The sequence below is a fragment of the Acinetobacter lanii genome (genome assembly GCF_011578285.1).
Classification (GTDB): Bacteria; Pseudomonadota; Gammaproteobacteria; order Pseudomonadales; family Moraxellaceae; genus Acinetobacter; species Acinetobacter lanii.
In genome coordinates, this window is record NZ_CP049916.1 from 931,829 (window position 1) to 949,646 (window position 17,818).

19 protein-coding genes and 1 tRNA gene are annotated in these 17,818 nt (G+C 40.6%); 11 read left to right on the top strand and 9 right to left on the bottom strand.

Annotated elements, in window-relative coordinates:
• Positions 1-94 precede the first annotated feature (94 nt).
• Positions 95-589, top strand: a complete 495-nt coding sequence (gene greB, locus G8D99_RS04290; RefSeq protein WP_166322945.1) for a transcription elongation factor GreB — start codon at positions 95-97, stop codon at positions 587-589.
• An 89-nt stretch (positions 590-678) separates the two neighbouring features.
• Positions 679-769, top strand: a tRNA-Ser gene (locus G8D99_RS04295).
• 127 nt (positions 770-896) lie between these two features.
• Here G8D99_RS04295 and G8D99_RS04300 read toward each other — a convergent pair.
• Both G8D99_RS04300 and G8D99_RS04305 read right to left on the bottom strand, forming a co-directional pair.
• Complete coding sequence (locus G8D99_RS04300) at positions 897-1,586, bottom strand: pirin family protein (RefSeq protein WP_166322947.1); 690 nt, start codon at positions 1,584-1,586, stop codon at positions 897-899.
• A 264-nt stretch (positions 1,587-1,850) separates the two neighbouring features.
• Positions 1,851-3,101, bottom strand: a complete 1,251-nt coding sequence (locus tag G8D99_RS04305; protein ID WP_166322949.1) for a L,D-transpeptidase family protein — start codon at positions 3,099-3,101, stop codon at positions 1,851-1,853.
• Between the two features lie 206 nt (positions 3,102-3,307).
• Here G8D99_RS04305 and hemE point away from each other — a divergent pair, with 206 nt between their 5' ends.
• From hemE to G8D99_RS04325, 4 genes are all read left to right on the top strand, one after another.
• Positions 3,308-4,378 carry a uroporphyrinogen decarboxylase gene (hemE, locus tag G8D99_RS04310; protein ID WP_166322951.1) on the top strand — a complete coding sequence of 357 codons (1,071 nt, stop codon included), beginning with the start codon at positions 3,308-3,310 and terminating at the stop codon, positions 4,376-4,378.
• 64 nt (positions 4,379-4,442) lie between these two features.
• Complete coding sequence (locus G8D99_RS04315; protein ID WP_166322953.1) at positions 4,443-5,243, top strand: DUF817 domain-containing protein; 801 nt, start codon at positions 4,443-4,445, stop codon at positions 5,241-5,243.
• 148 nt (positions 5,244-5,391) lie between these two features.
• The gene (locus G8D99_RS04320) at positions 5,392-5,862 is read left to right on the top strand and encodes a DUF3015 family protein (RefSeq protein ID WP_166322955.1); all 471 of its coding nucleotides are present in this window, start codon (positions 5,392-5,394) and stop codon (positions 5,860-5,862) included.
• A 230-nt stretch (positions 5,863-6,092) separates the two neighbouring features.
• Positions 6,093-7,955 (top strand): Lnb N-terminal periplasmic domain-containing protein, encoded by a 1,863-nt coding sequence (locus G8D99_RS04325; protein WP_166327514.1) that lies wholly within the window; start codon positions 6,093-6,095, stop codon positions 7,953-7,955.
• 75 nt (positions 7,956-8,030) lie between these two features.
• Here G8D99_RS04325 and G8D99_RS04330 read toward each other — a convergent pair whose 3' ends face one another.
• Positions 8,031-9,494 (bottom strand): iron-containing redox enzyme family protein, encoded by a 1,464-nt coding sequence (locus G8D99_RS04330; protein WP_166322957.1) that lies wholly within the window; start codon positions 9,492-9,494, stop codon positions 8,031-8,033.
• A 450-nt stretch (positions 9,495-9,944) separates the two neighbouring features.
• Here G8D99_RS04330 and G8D99_RS04335 point away from each other — a divergent pair, with 450 nt between their 5' ends.
• Complete coding sequence (locus tag G8D99_RS04335; protein WP_166322960.1) at positions 9,945-11,303, top strand: diguanylate cyclase; 1,359 nt, start codon at positions 9,945-9,947, stop codon at positions 11,301-11,303.
• 128 nt (positions 11,304-11,431) lie between these two features.
• Here G8D99_RS04335 and G8D99_RS04340 read toward each other — a convergent pair whose 3' ends face one another.
• From G8D99_RS04340 to G8D99_RS04350, 3 genes are all read right to left on the bottom strand, one after another.
• Positions 11,432-11,980: a hypothetical protein gene (locus tag G8D99_RS04340; protein WP_166322962.1), complete on the bottom strand. Its 549-nt coding sequence runs from the start codon at positions 11,978-11,980 to the stop codon at positions 11,432-11,434.
• Positions 11,981-12,378: 398 nt separating this feature from the next.
• Complete coding sequence (gene folE / locus G8D99_RS04345; protein ID WP_171522593.1) at positions 12,379-12,927, bottom strand: GTP cyclohydrolase I FolE; 549 nt, start codon at positions 12,925-12,927, stop codon at positions 12,379-12,381.
• Between the two features lie 94 nt (positions 12,928-13,021).
• Entirely contained in the window at positions 13,022-13,708 is a 687-nt protein-coding gene (locus tag G8D99_RS04350; RefSeq protein WP_166322966.1) for a Smr/MutS family protein, read from the bottom strand.
• Positions 13,709-14,086: 378 nt separating this feature from the next.
• Here G8D99_RS04350 and G8D99_RS04355 point away from each other — a divergent pair, with 378 nt between their 5' ends.
• The 4 genes from G8D99_RS04355 (at position 14,087) to G8D99_RS04370 (ending at position 15,025) form a co-directional block, all read left to right on the top strand.
• Entirely contained in the window at positions 14,087-14,287 is a 201-nt protein-coding gene (locus tag G8D99_RS04355) for a hypothetical protein (RefSeq protein WP_166322968.1), read from the top strand.
• A gap of 93 nt (positions 14,288-14,380) precedes the next feature.
• Positions 14,381-14,608, top strand: a complete 228-nt coding sequence (locus G8D99_RS04360; protein WP_166322970.1) for a hypothetical protein — start codon at positions 14,381-14,383, stop codon at positions 14,606-14,608.
• Between the two features lie 9 nt (positions 14,609-14,617).
• Positions 14,618-14,827: a hypothetical protein gene (locus G8D99_RS04365; protein WP_166322972.1), complete on the top strand. Its 210-nt coding sequence runs from the start codon at positions 14,618-14,620 to the stop codon at positions 14,825-14,827.
• Positions 14,828-14,836: 9 nt separating this feature from the next.
• Positions 14,837-15,025: a hypothetical protein gene (locus G8D99_RS04370; protein WP_166322974.1), complete on the top strand. Its 189-nt coding sequence runs from the start codon at positions 14,837-14,839 to the stop codon at positions 15,023-15,025.
• 205 nt (positions 15,026-15,230) lie between these two features.
• Here G8D99_RS04370 and trpC read toward each other — a convergent pair whose 3' ends face one another.
• The 3 genes from trpC to G8D99_RS04385 are packed head-to-tail and all read right to left on the bottom strand — an operon-like array spanning position 15,231 to position 17,697.
• A complete protein-coding gene (gene trpC, locus G8D99_RS04375; RefSeq protein ID WP_166322976.1) occupies positions 15,231-16,037 on the bottom strand; it encodes an indole-3-glycerol phosphate synthase TrpC in 807 nt (268 codons plus the stop codon).
• A 16-nt stretch (positions 16,038-16,053) separates the two neighbouring features.
• A complete protein-coding gene (trpD, locus tag G8D99_RS04380; protein ID WP_166322978.1) occupies positions 16,054-17,100 on the bottom strand; it encodes an anthranilate phosphoribosyltransferase in 1,047 nt (348 codons plus the stop codon).
• A 12-nt stretch (positions 17,101-17,112) separates the two neighbouring features.
• A complete protein-coding gene (locus tag G8D99_RS04385; RefSeq protein ID WP_166322980.1) occupies positions 17,113-17,697 on the bottom strand; it encodes an anthranilate synthase component II in 585 nt (194 codons plus the stop codon).
• Between the last annotated feature and the right edge of the window lie 121 nt (positions 17,698-17,818).

Consider the following 17,818-nt stretch of genomic DNA (forward strand, 5'->3'; position numbering starts at 1 on the left):
ATAAAAAAATTGTAAATCGAATAGATCTAGAATTAAGCTGAAAAATATTGCAATGTGTACCCACACTGTAAGCAAAATTGGGCTTTTTTTAGCCATGAAATCGAATCTGATTACCCGTTCTGGGCACGATAAATTGGTCGCAGAACTGCAACACTTATGGCGTGAAGAACGCCCTGAAATTACCAAGAAAGTGAATTGGGCAGCCAGTCTTGGCGATCGGTCGGAAAACGCGGACTACCAATATAACAAACAAATTTTACGTAAGATTGACCGCCGTGTGCGCTACTTGGGTAAGCGTTTAGAAGAACTCAGAATCATCGAGTTTTCACCTGAACAAGAGGGTAAAGTTTATTTCGGTGCTTGGGTCGAGATTGAAAACGATGATGGTGAAGTCAAAACATTACGTATTGTTGGGGTGGATGAAATCTATGATCACCATCCGCAACACATTTCCATTGATTCTCCCATGGCGCGTGCGCTACTGGGCAAACAGGTGGATGATGAGGTCGAGGTGGTCACACCATCAGGTAAAAAAAGCTGGTATGTGAACGCTATTCGCTATGAAAAGCTTGAAAATTCATCGAATTAATCGCTTTTGAATTAATTTTGAACATTCGTTAAGAAAAATGCAGAAAAGTATTTGCCAAGCGAAAAAAATATTTATATGATAGCGGCCATGGAAGCGTGGCAGAGCGGTTTAATGCACCGGTCTTGAAAACCGACGAGGGCTTATACCCCTCCGTGAGTTCGAATCTCACCGCTTCCGCCAAATTCGAAAAACCCCAATCATTTGATTGGGGTTTTTCATTTTCAGGCTATCCAATAGTTCACTCAATGGTTTGCATAAAAAAAATCCCGCTTCGAAAAGCAGGATTGATGATGATTATATTAATTATTTAAGCAGGTAGATCAAACCAAATCATTTGTGCAGTTGTGTTGGCTTTAACAGTTGAATTTTCATCAAACATCAAAGCATCACCACTTTTAACAATTTGACCTGCAATCTCCACTTCACCTTCAATCACATGCACATAATTGATTTTGTGCTGTGTAGCGATTTCAAGCTGATGTCCGGCATCCAATACAGCGGTTTTGACTTCCGCATTTTGACGTAAATGCATTGGTGCTTGATCACTGGCACCTGCAATCAAATGCCATTGATTTGGTTGTTGCTTAGGATTAAGTTCAATTTGTTGATAGGTAGGTTCGGCATCACGCACATTCGGTTGAATCCAAATTTGCAATAAATGCACGTCTTGATCATATTGATTCATTTCGCTATGACGTACACCGGTACCCGCACTCATGAGCTGCCATTCACCGGCTTTAATGTCACCTGAGTTGCCCATACTGTCTTGATGTGAAATGGTGCCTGAGAGTACACAGGTCAAAATTTCCATATTGTCATGTGGATGGGTACCAAAACCATTATGCGCAGCGATATGGTCATCATTGATCACACGCAGTGGGCCAACACCCATAAAGTCAGGATGATACCAACTACCAAATGAAAAACTATGGCGTGTGTTCAACCAGCCCGCTTGAACATGACCCCGGTCTTCACTGCGATGTAAATAAGTTGTCATTGCCATTCTCCAAATCTTGTTGTGTTATTCAATAAGCTTATTTTAGGGTGCTAAAGTCTGAGATAAAATAGGGTATAAGCAACGTATTGTTTCATTATTGGGATGATTAGGTCTCATCAGTTTGTCTTTATCACTCTTATTTGTATTGGAGCGATTCAACATTTTTATAAGGATAGACATCCTTGAATGGATGATTTTATGAATGATTTTTTAAAGCCAATAAAAAGCCCACTCGGAAGTGGGCTTGATCTATCGAAAATAGAATTATTCTAAGAATTTGACGGTAACACCGGCTTTCACCTTACGACCTAAGTCATTGGCATCCCAGTTGGTTAAACGGATACAACCATGTGATGCGGTTTTAGAAATCGCAGATGGATTTGGCGTACCGTGAATACCAAAAGATTTTTTGCTTAAACCAATCCAGATATTACCTACAGGTGCATTTGGACCCGGTGGTAAAGACAACGGTTTTAAGTTTTTACCTTGTACAAAGTTACTTGGCGAGTAGCTGTACCAAGGGTTAGGCGCAACACCAGTGACTTTATAGGTACCTGTCGGTGAAGGTGTATCTGAGCTACCAATGGTCGCAGGGAATGAACCGACCATTTGATTTTGGCTGTTAAATAAATACAGCTGTTTCGCGCCTTTATGTGCCACGATCAAATGAATGTTTTCCGGCAATTCATTTCGAATGCTGGTCACAATAATTTTTTCACCGGCTTTTTTAAATGTTGCCTTTGGATTAATTTTCTTTAAGAAAGCTTCATCCATATGGAATTTTTCACCCAGCATTTCACTCACGCGAGTGTAATAGAGGCCTTTCATTTTGGCTTGTAGCGCATAGTCACTTGGAATAGACGCTGCATATGGCCCTTTAAGATCCGCTTCAGTAATCGTATATTCGACAAACGCAGGTTTACCACCTTGACGTGCTTCTAAGGCATCCCAAGTTTCTTTGGTCAATACACCTGTCGCTTTTAAACCACTCATTTGTTGGAATGAAGCGATGGCTTTGAGCGTGTTTTTACCACTTGAGCCATCAATGGCACCCGGTGACGCATGGGCATTATTCAACATTACATGCGCACGTGCATACACAGGGAATTGACCTTTACCCATGTTTTCATACCAAGTGGCATTGTTCAGACCATCTAAAGTCCAAGAGGCTTTAACTGCAGGAGCATTAGAGGCAGATGTAGTCACCGCAGAAGAGGCGGGTGCACTGCCGATATCAGCACTGGCATCTTCAGTTTGTTCTAAGTTTTGTAATGTAGATGCTGCTTGATTGAGATCTTTTTGTTCTTGTGCAGAAATTTTGGCTTCATCTGAACGGCTTGCTGCTGCTGAAGATGCAGGACTATCTACCGCTAAAGGATCAATCGGATCTTGAACCACAGATTTTTGAGAAACTTTGGTCGGGCTTAGGGGCTGTTCAGAAGAAGTAGTTGCTGCTAAGGCCGTGCCAGCGAAAATGCAGCTTAAACTCAAAGCAAGGATTGAGCGAACGAACATGAAAATCAACCTTAAGAATTATTCATTTAGATTTATAGAAAACCCTTGAAGTATTGCAGAAAATACATCGTGATGCAGTATTTGTTTTGTTTAAACATCAAAAAAGATCAATCAGTATGATCAACATTTTAAATCTGAAGAAAATACTAAAGTCTAAGTCATTTTGTTATGATGAACTTAATTCTATTTTTGCTTTGGGAAAGTAAATGACGACGCTAAAGAATGATCGTTTTCTACGTGCCTTATTACGTGAACCTGTCGACTGCACGCCCGTATGGATGATGCGTCAAGCAGGTCGTTATTTACCTGAATACCGAGCGACCCGCGCCACGGCAGGCGACTTTCTGTCTTTATGCAAAAACCAAGATTTTGCCTGTGAAGTGACTTTACAACCTTTGCGTCGTTATGATTTGGACGCAGCGATTTTATTTTCCGACATTTTAACCGTGCCTGATGCTTTGGGTTTGGGCTTGTATTTTGAAACCGGTGAAGGTCCAAAATTCCAAAAAACCATTCGTACAGAACAAGATGTTGCCAACTTGCCTAAGTTTGATGCCAAATCTGATCTTGATTATGTCATGAAAGCAGTGAGCACCATCCGTTCAGCGCTGGGTGGTCAAGTGCCTTTAATTGGTTTCTCAGGCAGTCCTTGGACACTGGCGACCTATATGATTGAGGGCGGTTCAAGCAAAGATTTTCGTTTCACCAAGCAAATGATGTACGCACAACCTGAAGTGTTGCATGCCTTACTTGACCGACTTGCAGATGCAGTGATTGATTATCTGAATACGCAAATTGATGCAGGCGCGCAAGCGGTGCAAATCTTTGATAGTTGGGGTGGGGCATTGGCACATCGTGAGTATCTCGAATTTTCATTGAAATACATGCAAAAAATTGTGGCTGGTCTAAAACGTGAAAATGAAGGGCGTAAAGTGCCTGTGATTTTATTCACCAAAGGCGGCGGTCAGTGGTTAGAACCAATGATTGCAACCGGTGCAGATGCGTTTGGCTTGGATTGGACCACACCTTTGAATGTAGCGCGTCAAACCGTTAATGGTCGTGCTGCATTACAGGGTAATTTAGACCCTGCAACCTTATACGGCACACCGGCAAGTATTGAGAAAGCAGTGAAACTGATGCTGGATGATGCTTATGCCAATGGTGAAAAAACCGGTTATGTCGCGAATTTAGGCCATGGCATTACCCAATGGGTCGATCCTGCCAATCCAAAAGTGTTCATCGACACCGTGCATGAATACAGCGCTAAGTATCTATAACACTTGAATTCAATGGTCTGAAATTGTGGCATAATCGCGCGGTTACAGATGCAGATTGATCAAGATGATGGTGCTGAAAGCAAGTTTTGAGTTTATCTATAAGGCGGCATCGGCTGCCTTATTTGGTATTTTGCTATTAATTGCGTTTGCGATCACCGCATCTATGGGCAGTCAGGACCACTTCGGCTTTTTTAGATATGACTATCTGCTGTTTTATGCGCTGGTGATTCAAGTCTGTCTGCTGTATCTGAAATTAGAGTCTTGGGCTGAAGCCAAAGTTATCGCCTTATTTCATATTATGGCGATGGTGATGGAAATCTTTCTGACTCATCCTCAAATTGCCTCTTGGCAGTACCCGCAACCGGCCGTGTTTAAAATACTGACTGTGCCACTGTTTGCAGGCTTTATGTATTCGGCTGTGGGAAGTTTCTTTGCACGTTCACTGCGTTTATATCAAGTCTCTTTTTCAAAACTACCAAGCTTTTCCAATATGTTGATTTTAGCGCTGTGTGCTTATATCAATTTTATGAGTAAATTCTTTATTCCCGATGTTCGCTATCTCTTGTTTTTGTGGAGTGTCGTGATATTTTGGCGCACTAAAATACGTTTTGAATTGCAACAGCATCAGATTCAATTGCCGATGCTGCCTGTATTGATCGTTTTGGCCTTTATCATTTGGGTTGCGGAAAACATCAGTACCTTTTATAAAATTTGGTTATATCCCTCACAAGTTGATGCGTGGCATATGGTCGGGTGGGGTAAACTCGGTTCGTGGTATTTGTTGCTGCTACTGAGTTTGGTGTTGGTGCTGAAGATCTTAGGGCATAGAGATTCAGCAGGCCATTGGCAACTCAAAAATCATTAACTTGAGCTGTTTAATTTATATTCATAAAATTTGGAGTGATTTGTTTTGCCTTATCGAAAAGATAACGCTATCTTACAAAGGTGCTGTAATCGTTACGCACACGTGGATATAAAAACACTCTAAAAATAGATAATTCTGGAGAAGTGTCATGTTAAAAAAAATCTTATTGGCTGCTGTTTTAGCAGTAGGATCAACTGCTGCGTTCGCTGACCGTGATGCCGGTTGTGGTGTAGGTTCACAAGTTTGGGCAGGTCAATCAGGTAAACTTCCTAAACTATTGGCTGCAACAACCAATGGTATTTTTGCGAACCAATTGTTTGGTATTACCTTTGGTACTTTAGGTTGTAGCGGTACAGGTACTGTGACTGCACAAGCTGTAACGTTTACCAATGAAAATGCAGAAACGTTGGCGCGTGATATGGCGGTCGGTCAAGGCGAAAGCTTGAATGTATTGGCTGAGTTGTTAAACATTAAATCTGAAGATAAAGCACGTTTCTTTGCTGTATCTAAACAAAATTTCTCTGAAATCTATTCAGACAAAAACCAAGACTCTTTACAAGTATTGGCATCTTTACAAGCAGTAATGGCGAAAGACGACGTACTTAAAGCTTACGTTTAATCGTTCTCTAAAAACCCTGTCTGCATAGATGGGGTTTTTTCTGATCTGTGTTTTGAACACCTCTCTTTTTGATACATTAAAAATTTGAACTCATAATTTGAATGAAAAAAATTGCGCTTACCCTTGCAGCACTTTGTAGCAGTGTTGCCTCACTCAGCTATGCTGCACCATCAGAAAACATTGAAAATTTTGAGCTTAAAAATAATAAAAAAATAGTCCAAATCGACTCGATGCAATCCGCACCCAAGGCGACAACAGCTACTGTTCCGCAGAATCAAGCGCAGTTCTATATTGAAAAAGCCCAACAACAAAAGTTAGACCAAGACATTACTTGGCAACGCTTAATGTACGCCAATGCCAAAGGTCAAAGTGAGGTCAGTTATTCGGGCTATTTTATAAGCCAAGACGGTCAAAACCATTTAAAAAACGAATTATCGGCCAATATTCAGGCCTTATTTGCAACAGCTGAACCCAATCAATCGATTCGCTGTCGTTTTCCTGCACGTAGTGGATGGCTCATTCAAAAACTCGATATAAAAAATGATGAATTACCACAAGTCGCTTGCCCTGAATTAGATGAGTGGATGGGACAGATTAAGCCCTATAAAGCAACCTTAATTTATGCCACCGATTTTATGGGTAATCCAAGCTCGATGTTTGGGCATACCTTATTGCGTCTTGATCCCAAAGATCAAAAAGCTTTAAATCTGGTGTCCTATGCAGTGAATTATGCTGCCACAGTCACCAGTGGTGATGATTTGGCTTTTGCATGGAAGGGGCTGACTGGACAATATCCGGGTGAATACTCTTTAATGCCGTACTACCGCAAAGTCAAAGAGTATGGGGATTTTGAAAGCCGTGATTTATGGGAATATGAACTGGCATTAACGCCACAAGAAACCCAATTTTTGGTGGCGCATATTTGGGAGATGAAACACGTCACTTTTCCCTATTATTTCGTCAGTGACAATTGTGCGTATCGACTGTTGGGTTTAATTGATTTGGTTCGCCCCAATTCCAATTTGGCTGAACAGTTTAAGCTGGCTGCGATTCCCATCGAAACCATTAAATCGATTCAACAGGCCAACTTAATTCAGGACACCGTGTATCGTCCTGCTTTAGAAACTCAATTGTTGTCGCAAGCCAAACAGCATGGTAATCGTTTGGCCAAAGTGGCACATAGGGTCGCTTATGCAGAACCGACCGAGATGTCGACGCTTTTGGCTGACTATAGTGAGTTGGAGCAAACCCAAATTTTGGAAATGGCCTATGATGATTTGTATCTGCAATTCATTGGGCGACATGTCGAAGAAAAATTTGCGCAAGCTCGTTTACGTCAGTTGCTTAGTTTAAGAAGTCAAAGTGTCATCGAAAAACAACGTGGCGTACCTGCCACCCCAAAAACTGATCCGACACGTGCACACCATGCGCGTAATGTCTCTATTCAAGCCGGAGAGGTGCAAGGGCAAGGTTTTGTTGAGCTTGGCCATCGGCAGGCCTATCACGACCTGATTGATCCACAAGGCGGTTTTCGAATTGGTACCCAATTGATGTTCTGGGATGGTGCAATTCAGTATCGGGATGATCAACTCAAACTCGAACATTTTGATTTTCTTTCAGTCAACTCATATAACCCGATTACACCGTTTAAGACTCCGCTGACTTGGGGATTCAATATTGGTTGGAGGCAAGAGGCTTTAGACCGTGATGGGCAGTTCAGTGAAGATGATCAGCATGGGGTATTTAATCTTAAAACGCAGTTTGGCTATAGCGTTGCCAATCAAGCGCGCACGCACTTATGTTATGCACAAATTCAGAATCAGTTTGAAGCAGGAAAAGCCTTAGACAAAGGCTGGCGTGTAGGCATCGGGCCAACAGTCGGCTGTCAAAATATCTGGACGGATCATGTCAATAGTCTGGTACAAGTTGAACTGCCGTATTGGGAAGATTCACATCAATTCCAATTCAAACTCAACAGCCAATTTCAGTATCTGATTAACAATCAAAATGCATTGAGAGTGGGTTGGGAATATCAACAACAAGATCACCGAGACTGGAATAAAACCAGCTTCGGCTATATTCGCTATTTTTAAACGGTTAAATTCTAGCGGGTGTATCAAAAAAGCTTAAAGTGCGTGAGTTGAACACCACCATTTAGAGGACCCTATTTAAAAGGTGGTATTCAGTTCTTGCGGAAACAGCAGTTGGGTATATTTCCGCGTTGCCCAGAGTCCAAGCGTTTGATGATGCATATGCGGCGCAAGATAGGGGTGCAATATATTCACTTTTTCTGAATAACTGTCCGCTTGATTCAGTTGCGTATTAAGTTGATCAATGTCGAGTTGATCTTTTAGATTACTGAAATGTTTTAAATGATCGGGTGGGCTGCTGTGCTGCGAACGAACTGAAATCGCTGTTTTGATTTTGCTTGTTGGGGCGTATTGAGGGTCTTGCGCTGGATTGGAGATCCAATCATAAATGATCTGTCGTTCTGCACTGGAAAACACGCCAAACATTTTACCATCTGCACTCTGAATCATGTTCCAAAAACGACTTTCAGTCGGATCTTGATTGAGTTTGATCCAGTTTTTTTCAATTAAAAGATCTAAAAATTCAGCGACATCATCAGGGTGGGATAACCATTGATTGATGCTTCTTCCTTTAAATTGACAGCGGTCACTGTGAATGGATTGACCGACCAAGGCTTTATTCTGCATCACTTTTAAAGTCAGGGCTTTGAGGTCAATGTTATTAATCACCTCGGTTGAACTGATGCCACAATCATTCAGTGCATAGCCCTTGCGAACACGTTCGATAAATTCATCTGCTGGATAAAAAGGCGCTAAACGATAGAGCGCATCCAAGGCACTCGAGGCATGTCCAGACTCTGCGTTATCGATGGTAATGTGGACATTGAAATATTGCGGGTCGATGCCAAGTTCACGTAATTCATAATTGCTAATCAATAAATGCAAAGGCAATTGTTCATAACCCAAATTAAAGCCAATGATTTCAGGCAACATGTCTTGCCCTGCATAAGCCAATGCCAACTGTATGGCAGGCTGATAAAAATATGCATCTTCGAGCAGATCGACAAACTTGGATAATTTAAGTTGTTCAAGCAATTGATTGTACATACACACATGATTCGCTTGAGCTGAGCCTAGCCCCAATTCTTCTAAATAAATTAAAATCAAATCATGTAAATGCGGATGCTCAGCATATTGCGTCGTGCTGTAAAGCCATGAACCGTCGACACGCTTGACAGGTGCCACTTTAATTAAGAAATCATAGGCTGCGGAAGGTGAGTAAAAATATTCACGTGTGCCACCTTGCTGACGCCGCTCAAGATACTGCTGAAATAGTTGACAGTTTTGGTCGTGTTGCGTTGTTAGAAAATTCCCGATCTGATGAATATCTTGAGGAAGTGATTGTTCATTAAAGTGGATCTGCTGAAGTTGTTGTTTGAGAAATAGGGTGGACTGTTGTTGCTTGAGTTGAGTGCTGACCATTGGGTCTAAAAATAAATCAAATAACTGAGCATAGCTCGGTACGGCATCTTGCTTGGCTAAATGAGTTTGAGAAGTGTGCTGACTCGAATGGATAAGGGGAATGCTCTCGGTCAATCTCATGGGTATTTCCTCGATTATTCGCATTGTTCGACATTGTGTATTTTTTAATAAATGAAAGAGCCGTTTTTATTTTAAAAGGGTCATTGATGCTGTTTTATTGTGGTGCATTATTGAGCAATTTATAAGTAAAAAAGCGTAACATTATGCAAACTTAACATGCTCAATGCCTAAAAAAGGTGCAATTGACTTGAATGGACTCACTTGCTTTGCCTTATTTTCATCAATTTATCTGTTTGATTGTGGGTGAGTATTTTATTAATTGGTGAGTTTATAACATTGTAATTATAAGAATTTTGAGATTTGAATGTTGTATTGAATCAACATTGTTTAGTGTAAATATTCTAAAAACTTAATTTAATTAGTAAGTTAAATAACAACATTATTGCAATTGAATTTGATATATTCAGTCATCTTAGTTCACGCTAAAAAATAATTTTTGGAATCAATTGTATGGATAAAGAATATATTGCTCAGTTGACCGAGCAATGGATGGGGATTTGTGAGGAATATTCTGCAACTGATTTAAGCGCTGCCTTTGAACTGATTAAACGTCATTCACCTGAATTTGTGAGTGAGTTTTATAAACTGATGATGGCCGAACAAAACGCATCTTGTTTTCTCACCGATGAAATGGTGCAAAGTCGGTTACGTTCGACGTTGAATACGTGGCTACTCGATAGTTTTGAAGTGCCGTTTAAACAAAATTTTGAAGATATTGTAAAAAAACAACTGGTCGCGGGTGAAGTGCACTCACGTATTGGCGTACCTTCATGGCTGATCATGCATGGGATGCGTCAAATCAAGAAAAAAGTGATGCAATTTCTTAAGCAAGACCAAGTTGAAAATGCGTTAGCGGTTGCTGATTATATTGTTCAAATTTTATGTTTTGCCTCTGAGATTATGTGCCGTACTTATGAAGCCAAAGTCGAAGTGCATAATGATGTTAAACATTCATACCGATTGTTCTCTGCCATGCAAGATGTCGCGGTGCAGAAAGACAAACAACGCGGTTCATTGCTCGATTGGGAAAATGAGCTGATGTACAAGGTCTTCTCTGACAATACTGCCATCATTCATTCGAAACTGTCTAAATCTGAATTTGGTTTGTGGTTTATTCATAAGGCCGCATATGCCTTTTCAAGTTCAGATCAAGTTGAAGTAATTGTAGATTTGATTCATAAGGTCGATGACCTGAATGATCAGATCATCGGTGAACAAAATCGAAGCGATGCGTTAACCTATATCCAAAGAATTCGTGAAAAAAACCGTCAGATTTTGTTGTTGATTGAGCAGTTGTTCCAAGTCGCTGAATATATCAATTCAGGCAATGACTCACTGACTCAACTGCTAAACCGCCGTTATTTAAGTACCATTGTTTCTCGTGAAATCAATTTAGCCCGCAAGAGCCAGAGCTCCTTAACACTGCTTGCGATTGATGCGGATTTCTTTAAAAAGATCAATGACCGTTGGGGGCATGGGGCAGGCGATCAAGCCTTGCAAATGTTGGCGGATGTCATTATTGAAAATACCCGTGGCAGTGATTATGCGTTCCGTATTGGTGGCGAAGAATTCTTATTGCTTTTGGTGGATACTGAACTGAGTCAAGCTGAAGTGATTGCAGAACGGATTCGTCGTCGCGTTGAAGAATCGACCGTCAGCGCCAATGGTGGGATTCATTTTAGCTTTACTGTGAGTATTGGTATTGCCAAATACAATGGGCATCCAGACTATCAACGCTTCTTGGATGCTGCCGATACCGCTTTATATGCAGCCAAGCATCAAGGGCGTAATAACGTCTATTCAGTTTAAATCAATCAAAATCATATTGGGCAGTGTCACCAAGATTTTAAAATCAAGGTGATCTTGCCCCCCCCCATAAAAAAGCGCTGTTTGATGATTCAAACAGCACTTTTTTCAGCTTCAATTTTTATAGCGACTTATTTCTTCGCTTTGGCTTTCGTTGTACTCGATTTAGATTTAGTGGTGGATTTAGATGCAGATTTCGCAGGGGCTTTTTTGCTTGATTTTGCATCTTTGTCCGCAGCTTTAGTCTTGGTGTCTTTCTTAGATTCCTTGGAGTTGGATGCTTTGGTTTTAGATGTTTTGGCCTTGCTGTCTTTGTCGTCTTTATCTTTCGCGGTTTTGGCTTGAGTGTCTTTTTCTTTCTCAGACTTTGCCTTCACTTCTTTGGTTTTTGAGTCTGAAGATTTGGCTTTAGATTCTGCTTTGGTTGTGGTTTTTTTGCTGTCTTTAGCCTTGCTATCTTTCGACTTAGTGTCTTTGGTTTTGGTCTCTTTGCTTTTGCTGTCTTTCGCCGTGTCTTTGTCTTTAGAGGCCTTGGTCTCTGTTTTAGACTTGGCTGGTGCTTTGGTGGCAGCTTTGGTCTTGGTGTCTTTTTCATCTTTTGCTTTAGTCGCCACTTTTTTAGGTGCTTCCTTTTTAGTGGTTTCTTTTTTTGCGGTGTCTTTTTTGGTCGCTGTAGCCATTTTTTATTTCCTTCATTTTAGTTTTAAAGTTATGACTCGAAATTGAATCGATGTTTATGTTTATTGATTCATTTTACTTAGATTTTTTAAACACCAATATGAATGATGCTGAATAAATCAAAAAATGAAATGAATAGGGTGCCTTTCAAATTAACCTATTCAAAAAAAATAAAACATGCACTTATGTTTCAAACTATGTCTTTGTAATTTGTAAATTTTATCAGCCTTGATTCTCTTAATTTTTTTGTTTCAATTGTAATTATTATTACAGGATCGTGACATTATTATTGTGTTTTAGGGGGCAATATTGCGCTGAATTTTGTTTTGAAAATGATTATAAAAAAGCCCTGAACATGCAGGGCTTTTAAAAACACTAAATTCAAAAATTGCATCAGCACTTAGTGGCTTTCAGGAACTGCACTTAAAAACTCACGACGTTCATCTTTATTGGTTTTAAAATCCCCAACAAAAGAGACAGTACGAGTGGTTGATTCTTGCTTCCCGACACCACGCATCATCATGCACATATGTGCTGAGTCAATGACCACAGCCACACCGCGTGCACCGGTCACTTCAGCCACAGCTTCTGCAATCTGCTGAGTAAGGTTTTCTTGAATTTGTAAGCGACGTGCAAACATTTCTGTAATACGGGCGAATTTAGATAAACCTAAAACATTGCCTTCAGGCAAATACGCAATATGTACACGACCATAAAAAGGCAACAGGTGATGTTCACACAGCGAATAAAATTCGATGTTTTTCACCAACACCATTTCACGGTTATCAGAAGGGAAGACTGCTTTGTTGGTCACTTCTTCAAGCGTTTGACTGTAGCCAGACGTTAAATACGAAAAAGCTTTTGCAGCACGCATTGGCGTATCTTTAAGACCAGGACGAGTGAGATCTTCACCAACTGCTGTAAGGATGTTGGCGTAGGATTGCTGCATAGACATAAGACGTGTTCACTTACACTGATATTGAACAAGGACGGCATTGTAGCAGAAAACCGCTAAAATGCCCTGATTTCGGGAAAAATTCCGATTATTGATTAAACTTTGGGTTTTTTTCGGCACGTTTCAGTAAAACCAACACGGCACCTGTGCCACCTTGCTTTTCAGGTGCGCTGACAAAGGCCAAAACATCACGGTGTTGACGCAGCCAACTGTTGACGTAGGTTTTTAAAATTGCATCAGGACCTTTGCCGTGCACAATTTTTAGAACATTTTGATTTTCATCTTTGGCAATTTGAATAATCTGCAACACCGCTTGGCGTGCTTCTTCAACGGTACAGCCATGCAAATCAACCGCTTCAAACCAGCGTAAATTTCCGGCTTTAAGGTCTTCAAACACTTTGTGTTGTAGGGTCGCAATTCGATAGCTTAAGGTTGCTTGACTACCGACAGGGTTGAGCATGGCTTGGGTATCAGACAGCTCAGCCTGATCGGTTTCCATGGGACCCATTGCTGCCGCACGTTTGGCTAAGGTTTGGCTGTCGAGTTTTTTAGATTTGCTTTTTTCAATTTTGGCGATGTTAGCGTTTTCCATTCTTTGGACACCTTGCATCGACTTTTGGAACAAAGCAAAATCATCCTCTTCAAGCTGCTGTTCTTGCACTTTGGCTTCAGCACGTTTGGCGATTTCAGATGAATGTGGGTGGGTAATTTGCTTTTTAAATGATTTCAGTAAATTGTACTGATCTTTTGAAAGCGAAGAGTCATGTTTGCTCATAATTTTAAAACATGAAAGCAGCTAGATTTCGACAAATTATAGTCGGTATTTGAAAAAATGAGAAATGAATTAGATTTAAATCCTATGTAATCAAGGCTGAGAGTTTTATCTGGCCTTAGCATGCTTGATTTGACCCATTCTAATTTTAAACCCGATCGAAAAAGCGAGAATAAATCCCGATCATATGATCGAGATAAAAAATGATGAATCAAATTATTTTTCCATTTTATCTTGATCTAAATCAATGCTGCCTATCGTATATTTTGCTTGGAATATACCTTGATACATCTAGCTTGTAGCTATTTCGAGTTAATACGCCCATCCTGAGTGTGTTGATTATATTTTCAACATAATTTTAAAACGATAAGGATAATAATCATGTCAAATACCAACAATCAACCCGGCTCAAATGCAAACAATCCATCTCCCAAACAACCTGATGCCAATCAAGGTGATCAACAGCAAAAACAGCAACAAGGCAACCAAGATCAACAAAAAACCGGTGGCAATCCTAATCAAACTCCCAATCAAAATGCCAATGTGAAAGAACATCAACAGGCACCGAATACCAATAAATAGGCTGTGTTCGATTTATCCCTATTTCAATCTGAAACCACAGAGCATTAAGGGGTAAATCCCTTTAGTGTTTGAGTCAGCTTAAGGAGCATCAACATGAGCATGAAAGCAGTCAAAGTGCATAAGATGTATCAGGAGTTTCATCATTTTCCACCGATGCAATTCATGGGCGAATATGATGAATCCAATCAATTGGTAAGTTTGGTCAATTCCTTTCATCAACATTTAAGTCGGATCTCAGGCACTTATCAATGGGCGCTTGCAGGAAGCAATGAGGTGTATTTCATTGAAGAAGATCCAATATTTAGACGTCATCAAGATTGAGTTTGACGGATGATTTTCCCTCAAGTGCTGTTGACCTTTTATAAAGAAAGCAATCCGAGTAGCCAGCGTTGTGCATGGGCAAACTACAATGAAGCGGGCTTTTTCGTCAATATGACCAACTATTATGGTGAGGCATTAGACCTGAGCAAAGACCATAAAATATCTATCGACAATGAGGTGTGGGTTTTAAAAGATCACCTGAATAGGTTTTATTATTAGGAGACGATCATGCAAGAGAATCTATTGATCAGATTACGCAATCAAGCGTATCGAGATACGTTGCTGTTGCGTGATTATCAGCAAAATAACAATGATTATGCGCATCGCAATCGCTATGAAAAGTTTAGTTATCATTTCATCAACAGTGAAAATGGTCGCAAAGAATACTGTAAACATTATGTCTATATCGTGATGTAAATAAGGCAGTGAAAAAAGTGAATGCATCAGCTTTAAATCAATCACAACAATAAATTTAGCCTAGCTGTAAGTCAAATTTAGCGCAGCGATAAATCTGCTTAAATCCAAAAAATTGATCAGAACAATGTAATCAAACCATAAAATCACACTATAAAAAGCATTAAAAATGGGAGCATTCGCTCCCATTTTTTTTATCAGTGTTGAATTAGATGTTTTTTGGTGTTCCGAATAGGACAGTAAAGGCTTGATCAGGACGCGGTTGTTTCATAAAACTTTCACCGACCAAGAAGGCATGAATGTCATTTTGCTGCATCATTTGTACATCTTCAGGTGTCGCAATACCACTTTCAGTCACCAATAAACGCGTTGGATCGAGCAATTTTTTCAAACGTAAAGATGTATTTAAATCCACATCAAAGGTTTTAAGGTTTCGGTTGTTGACTCCTAACAAACAACGCTCATTTAAACGTAAAGCACGTTCAAGTTCAGCTTCATCATGCACTTCGACCAACACATCTAAATTGTGTTCAAATGCAGTTTGCGACATTTCTTCCAATTGTTGATTGGATAAACACGCCACAATCAATAAAACACAATCGGCATGTAAAGCACGTGCTTCAATCACGCCATAAGGATCAATCAAAAAGTCTTTACGCAGTGCCGGCAAATCACAGTGTGAACGTGCAATCTGAATATTTTCATCAGCACCTTGGAAGAAATCAACATCTGTTAAAACTGATAAACATGCTGCACCGGCACTTTGATATTGCTCGGCAATTTCCGCAGGGTTGAAGTTCTCACGAATCACGCCCTTAGATGGAGAGGCTTTCTTGATTTCCGCAATCACACCCGGTTGTTTACTGCGAAGTGCATCAGCAAAGCCACGCACTGGGGTTGCTGCTTGAGCGAGTTGCTCTACATCATACAAACTACGTTGCTTTAAGCGTAAGGCAAACTCTTCATGTTTGCGCTCAATAATTTTACCTAAAATCGTATTGGCGATATCGACCATGACTATTTCCTTGTCTTTAAGCTTGGTAGTGCTTGATGGTTTTGGTGAATTCAGACAATACACTGAGTTTTTCCAGTGCTTGACCGCCGTAAATAATGTCGTGCGCCAAAGCGACACCTTGCTTGTAGCTGGTGGTTAAGCCTGACACATAAATGCCGGCGCCTGCATTGAGTGCAATCATATTGGCTGCTTTTTCACCATTGGCAGATTTGTTTTTTCCTAAAGCATTTTTGATCAGTTCAAAACTTTGCACTGAGTCTTCAATCATTAAGCCGACCAAAGTTTGCGATTCTATATCGACATGCTCTGGGGTGATTTCCCATTCGGTGACTTCGCCATTTTTTAACTCAGCCACATAGGTGGTAGAAGCCAAGCTGATTTCATCAAGACCGTCTTTAGAGTGCACCACCATCACGTGTTCAGCACCGAGCTGCTTCATGACTTCAGCAATGGGACGACACAATTCTTGCGAAAATACCCCAATCACCAAGCGTTTAACGCCGGCAGGGTTGGTGAGTGGTCCAAGTAAATTGAAAATACTGCGAATACCCAATTCTTTACGTGGACCAACCGCATATTTCATGGCTTTATGATGATTTGGTGCAAATAAAAAGCCGACTCCCATTTCACGGATACAGCGCTCAGTCTGTTTCATGTCTAAATCAAGATTGATGCCTGCTTTTTCCAGCAAGTCAGAAGAACCCGATTTGGTTGAAACACCACGGTTGCCATGTTTGGCAATGGTGGCACCGGCTGCTGCAATCACAAAAGCGGAGGCAGTTGAGACATTAAATAGGTTTTGCCCATCACCGCCTGTGCCGACAATATCGACCAAATATGGCACATCACTGACATCGATTTTAATGGCAAATTCACGCATCACACGTGCGGCTGCGGTAATTTCATCAATACTTTCACCTTTTAGGCGAAGTCCCATCATTAAAGCACCGATTTGTGCCTCAGTCGCTTCACCATTCATGATGATGCGCATCACATCTTCCATTTGCGCTTGGGTCAATTCGATATTTTTAGTGATGTTGTTTAAAGCTTGTTGCATGTTCATTAGGTGTGACTCTTATGCGTAAATTTCTAAGAAGTTTTTAAAGATTTGATGACCATGTTCACTTAAGATCGATTCAGGGTGAAACTGCACGCCTTCAATCGGCAATGTCTTATGTTTAACACCCATGATTTCTTCCATCGAACCGTCTTGTTCATTGGTCCAACAGGTCACTTCCAAACAGTCAGGGACACTTGCTTGATCAATCACCAAAGAGTGATAACGTGTCGCTGCAAATGGGGAAGGTAAATTGCTGAAAATACCCGTGTCTGAATGGTACATATCAGATAAACGACCATGCATCACTTTTTTTGCACGGATAATATTGCCACCAAAAGCTTGTCCAATGGCTTGATGGCCAAGACATACACCCAACAGTGGAAATTTTCCAGCAAAATGCTGAATCGCAGGAATTGAAATGCCTGCTTCAGACGGTGAACAGGGTCCTGGGCCAATAACCAAGTACTTTGGTTGCCATCGCTCAATTTCCTCTAATGTGACTTGATCATTGCGAACAACTTTTACTTCTTGATTTAACTCGCCGAAATATTGCACGATGTTATAAGTAAAGCTATCGTAATTGTCTATCATTAAAAGCATGAGACTGAACCTACTAACCTATTGAAATTTATGCACAGGATTGTGCTTTTTGATCCTTGTAAACACTCGATCTGTCAGCTTGATAAAAACATACTGTTCAAAAGTATGGAAAAATGGCGGG

Excerpts from the sequence above, each read along its gene's own strand:
- G8D99_RS04350 (WP_166322966.1), bottom strand. The coding sequence starts at position 13,708 with ATGAGCAAACATGACTCTTCGCTTTCAAAAGATCAGTACAATTTACTG.
- greB (WP_166322945.1), top strand. The coding sequence starts at position 95 with ATGAAATCGAATCTGATTACCCGTTCTGGGCACGATAAATTGGTCGCA.
- G8D99_RS04305 (WP_166322949.1), bottom strand. The coding sequence starts at position 3,101 with ATGTTCGTTCGCTCAATCCTTGCTTTGAGTTTAAGCTGCATTTTCGCT.
- hemE (WP_166322951.1), top strand. The coding sequence starts at position 3,308 with ATGACGACGCTAAAGAATGATCGTTTTCTACGTGCCTTATTACGTGAA.
- trpD (WP_166322978.1), bottom strand. The coding sequence starts at position 17,100 with ATGAACATGCAACAAGCTTTAAACAACATCACTAAAAATATCGAATTG.
- trpC (WP_166322976.1), bottom strand. The coding sequence starts at position 16,037 with ATGGTCGATATCGCCAATACGATTTTAGGTAAAATTATTGAGCGCAAA.
- G8D99_RS04385 (WP_166322980.1), bottom strand. The coding sequence starts at position 17,697 with ATGCTTTTAATGATAGACAATTACGATAGCTTTACTTATAACATCGTG.
- G8D99_RS04365 (WP_166322972.1), top strand. The coding sequence starts at position 14,618 with ATGATTTTCCCTCAAGTGCTGTTGACCTTTTATAAAGAAAGCAATCCG.
- G8D99_RS04320 (WP_166322955.1), top strand. The coding sequence starts at position 5,392 with ATGTTAAAAAAAATCTTATTGGCTGCTGTTTTAGCAGTAGGATCAACT.
- G8D99_RS04355 (WP_166322968.1), top strand. The coding sequence starts at position 14,087 with ATGTCAAATACCAACAATCAACCCGGCTCAAATGCAAACAATCCATCT.
- G8D99_RS04360 (WP_166322970.1), top strand. The coding sequence starts at position 14,381 with ATGAGCATGAAAGCAGTCAAAGTGCATAAGATGTATCAGGAGTTTCAT.
- G8D99_RS04335 (WP_166322960.1), top strand. The coding sequence starts at position 9,945 with ATGGATAAAGAATATATTGCTCAGTTGACCGAGCAATGGATGGGGATT.
- G8D99_RS04340 (WP_166322962.1), bottom strand. The coding sequence starts at position 11,980 with ATGGCTACAGCGACCAAAAAAGACACCGCAAAAAAAGAAACCACTAAA.
- folE (WP_171522593.1), bottom strand. The coding sequence starts at position 12,927 with ATGCAGCAATCCTACGCCAACATCCTTACAGCAGTTGGTGAAGATCTC.
- G8D99_RS04315 (WP_166322953.1), top strand. The coding sequence starts at position 4,443 with ATGATGGTGCTGAAAGCAAGTTTTGAGTTTATCTATAAGGCGGCATCG.
- G8D99_RS04370 (WP_166322974.1), top strand. The coding sequence starts at position 14,837 with ATGCAAGAGAATCTATTGATCAGATTACGCAATCAAGCGTATCGAGAT.
- G8D99_RS04325 (WP_166327514.1), top strand. The coding sequence starts at position 6,093 with ATGCAATCCGCACCCAAGGCGACAACAGCTACTGTTCCGCAGAATCAA.
- G8D99_RS04330 (WP_166322957.1), bottom strand. The coding sequence starts at position 9,494 with ATGAGATTGACCGAGAGCATTCCCCTTATCCATTCGAGTCAGCACACT.
- G8D99_RS04300 (WP_166322947.1), bottom strand. The coding sequence starts at position 1,586 with ATGACAACTTATTTACATCGCAGTGAAGACCGGGGTCATGTTCAAGCG.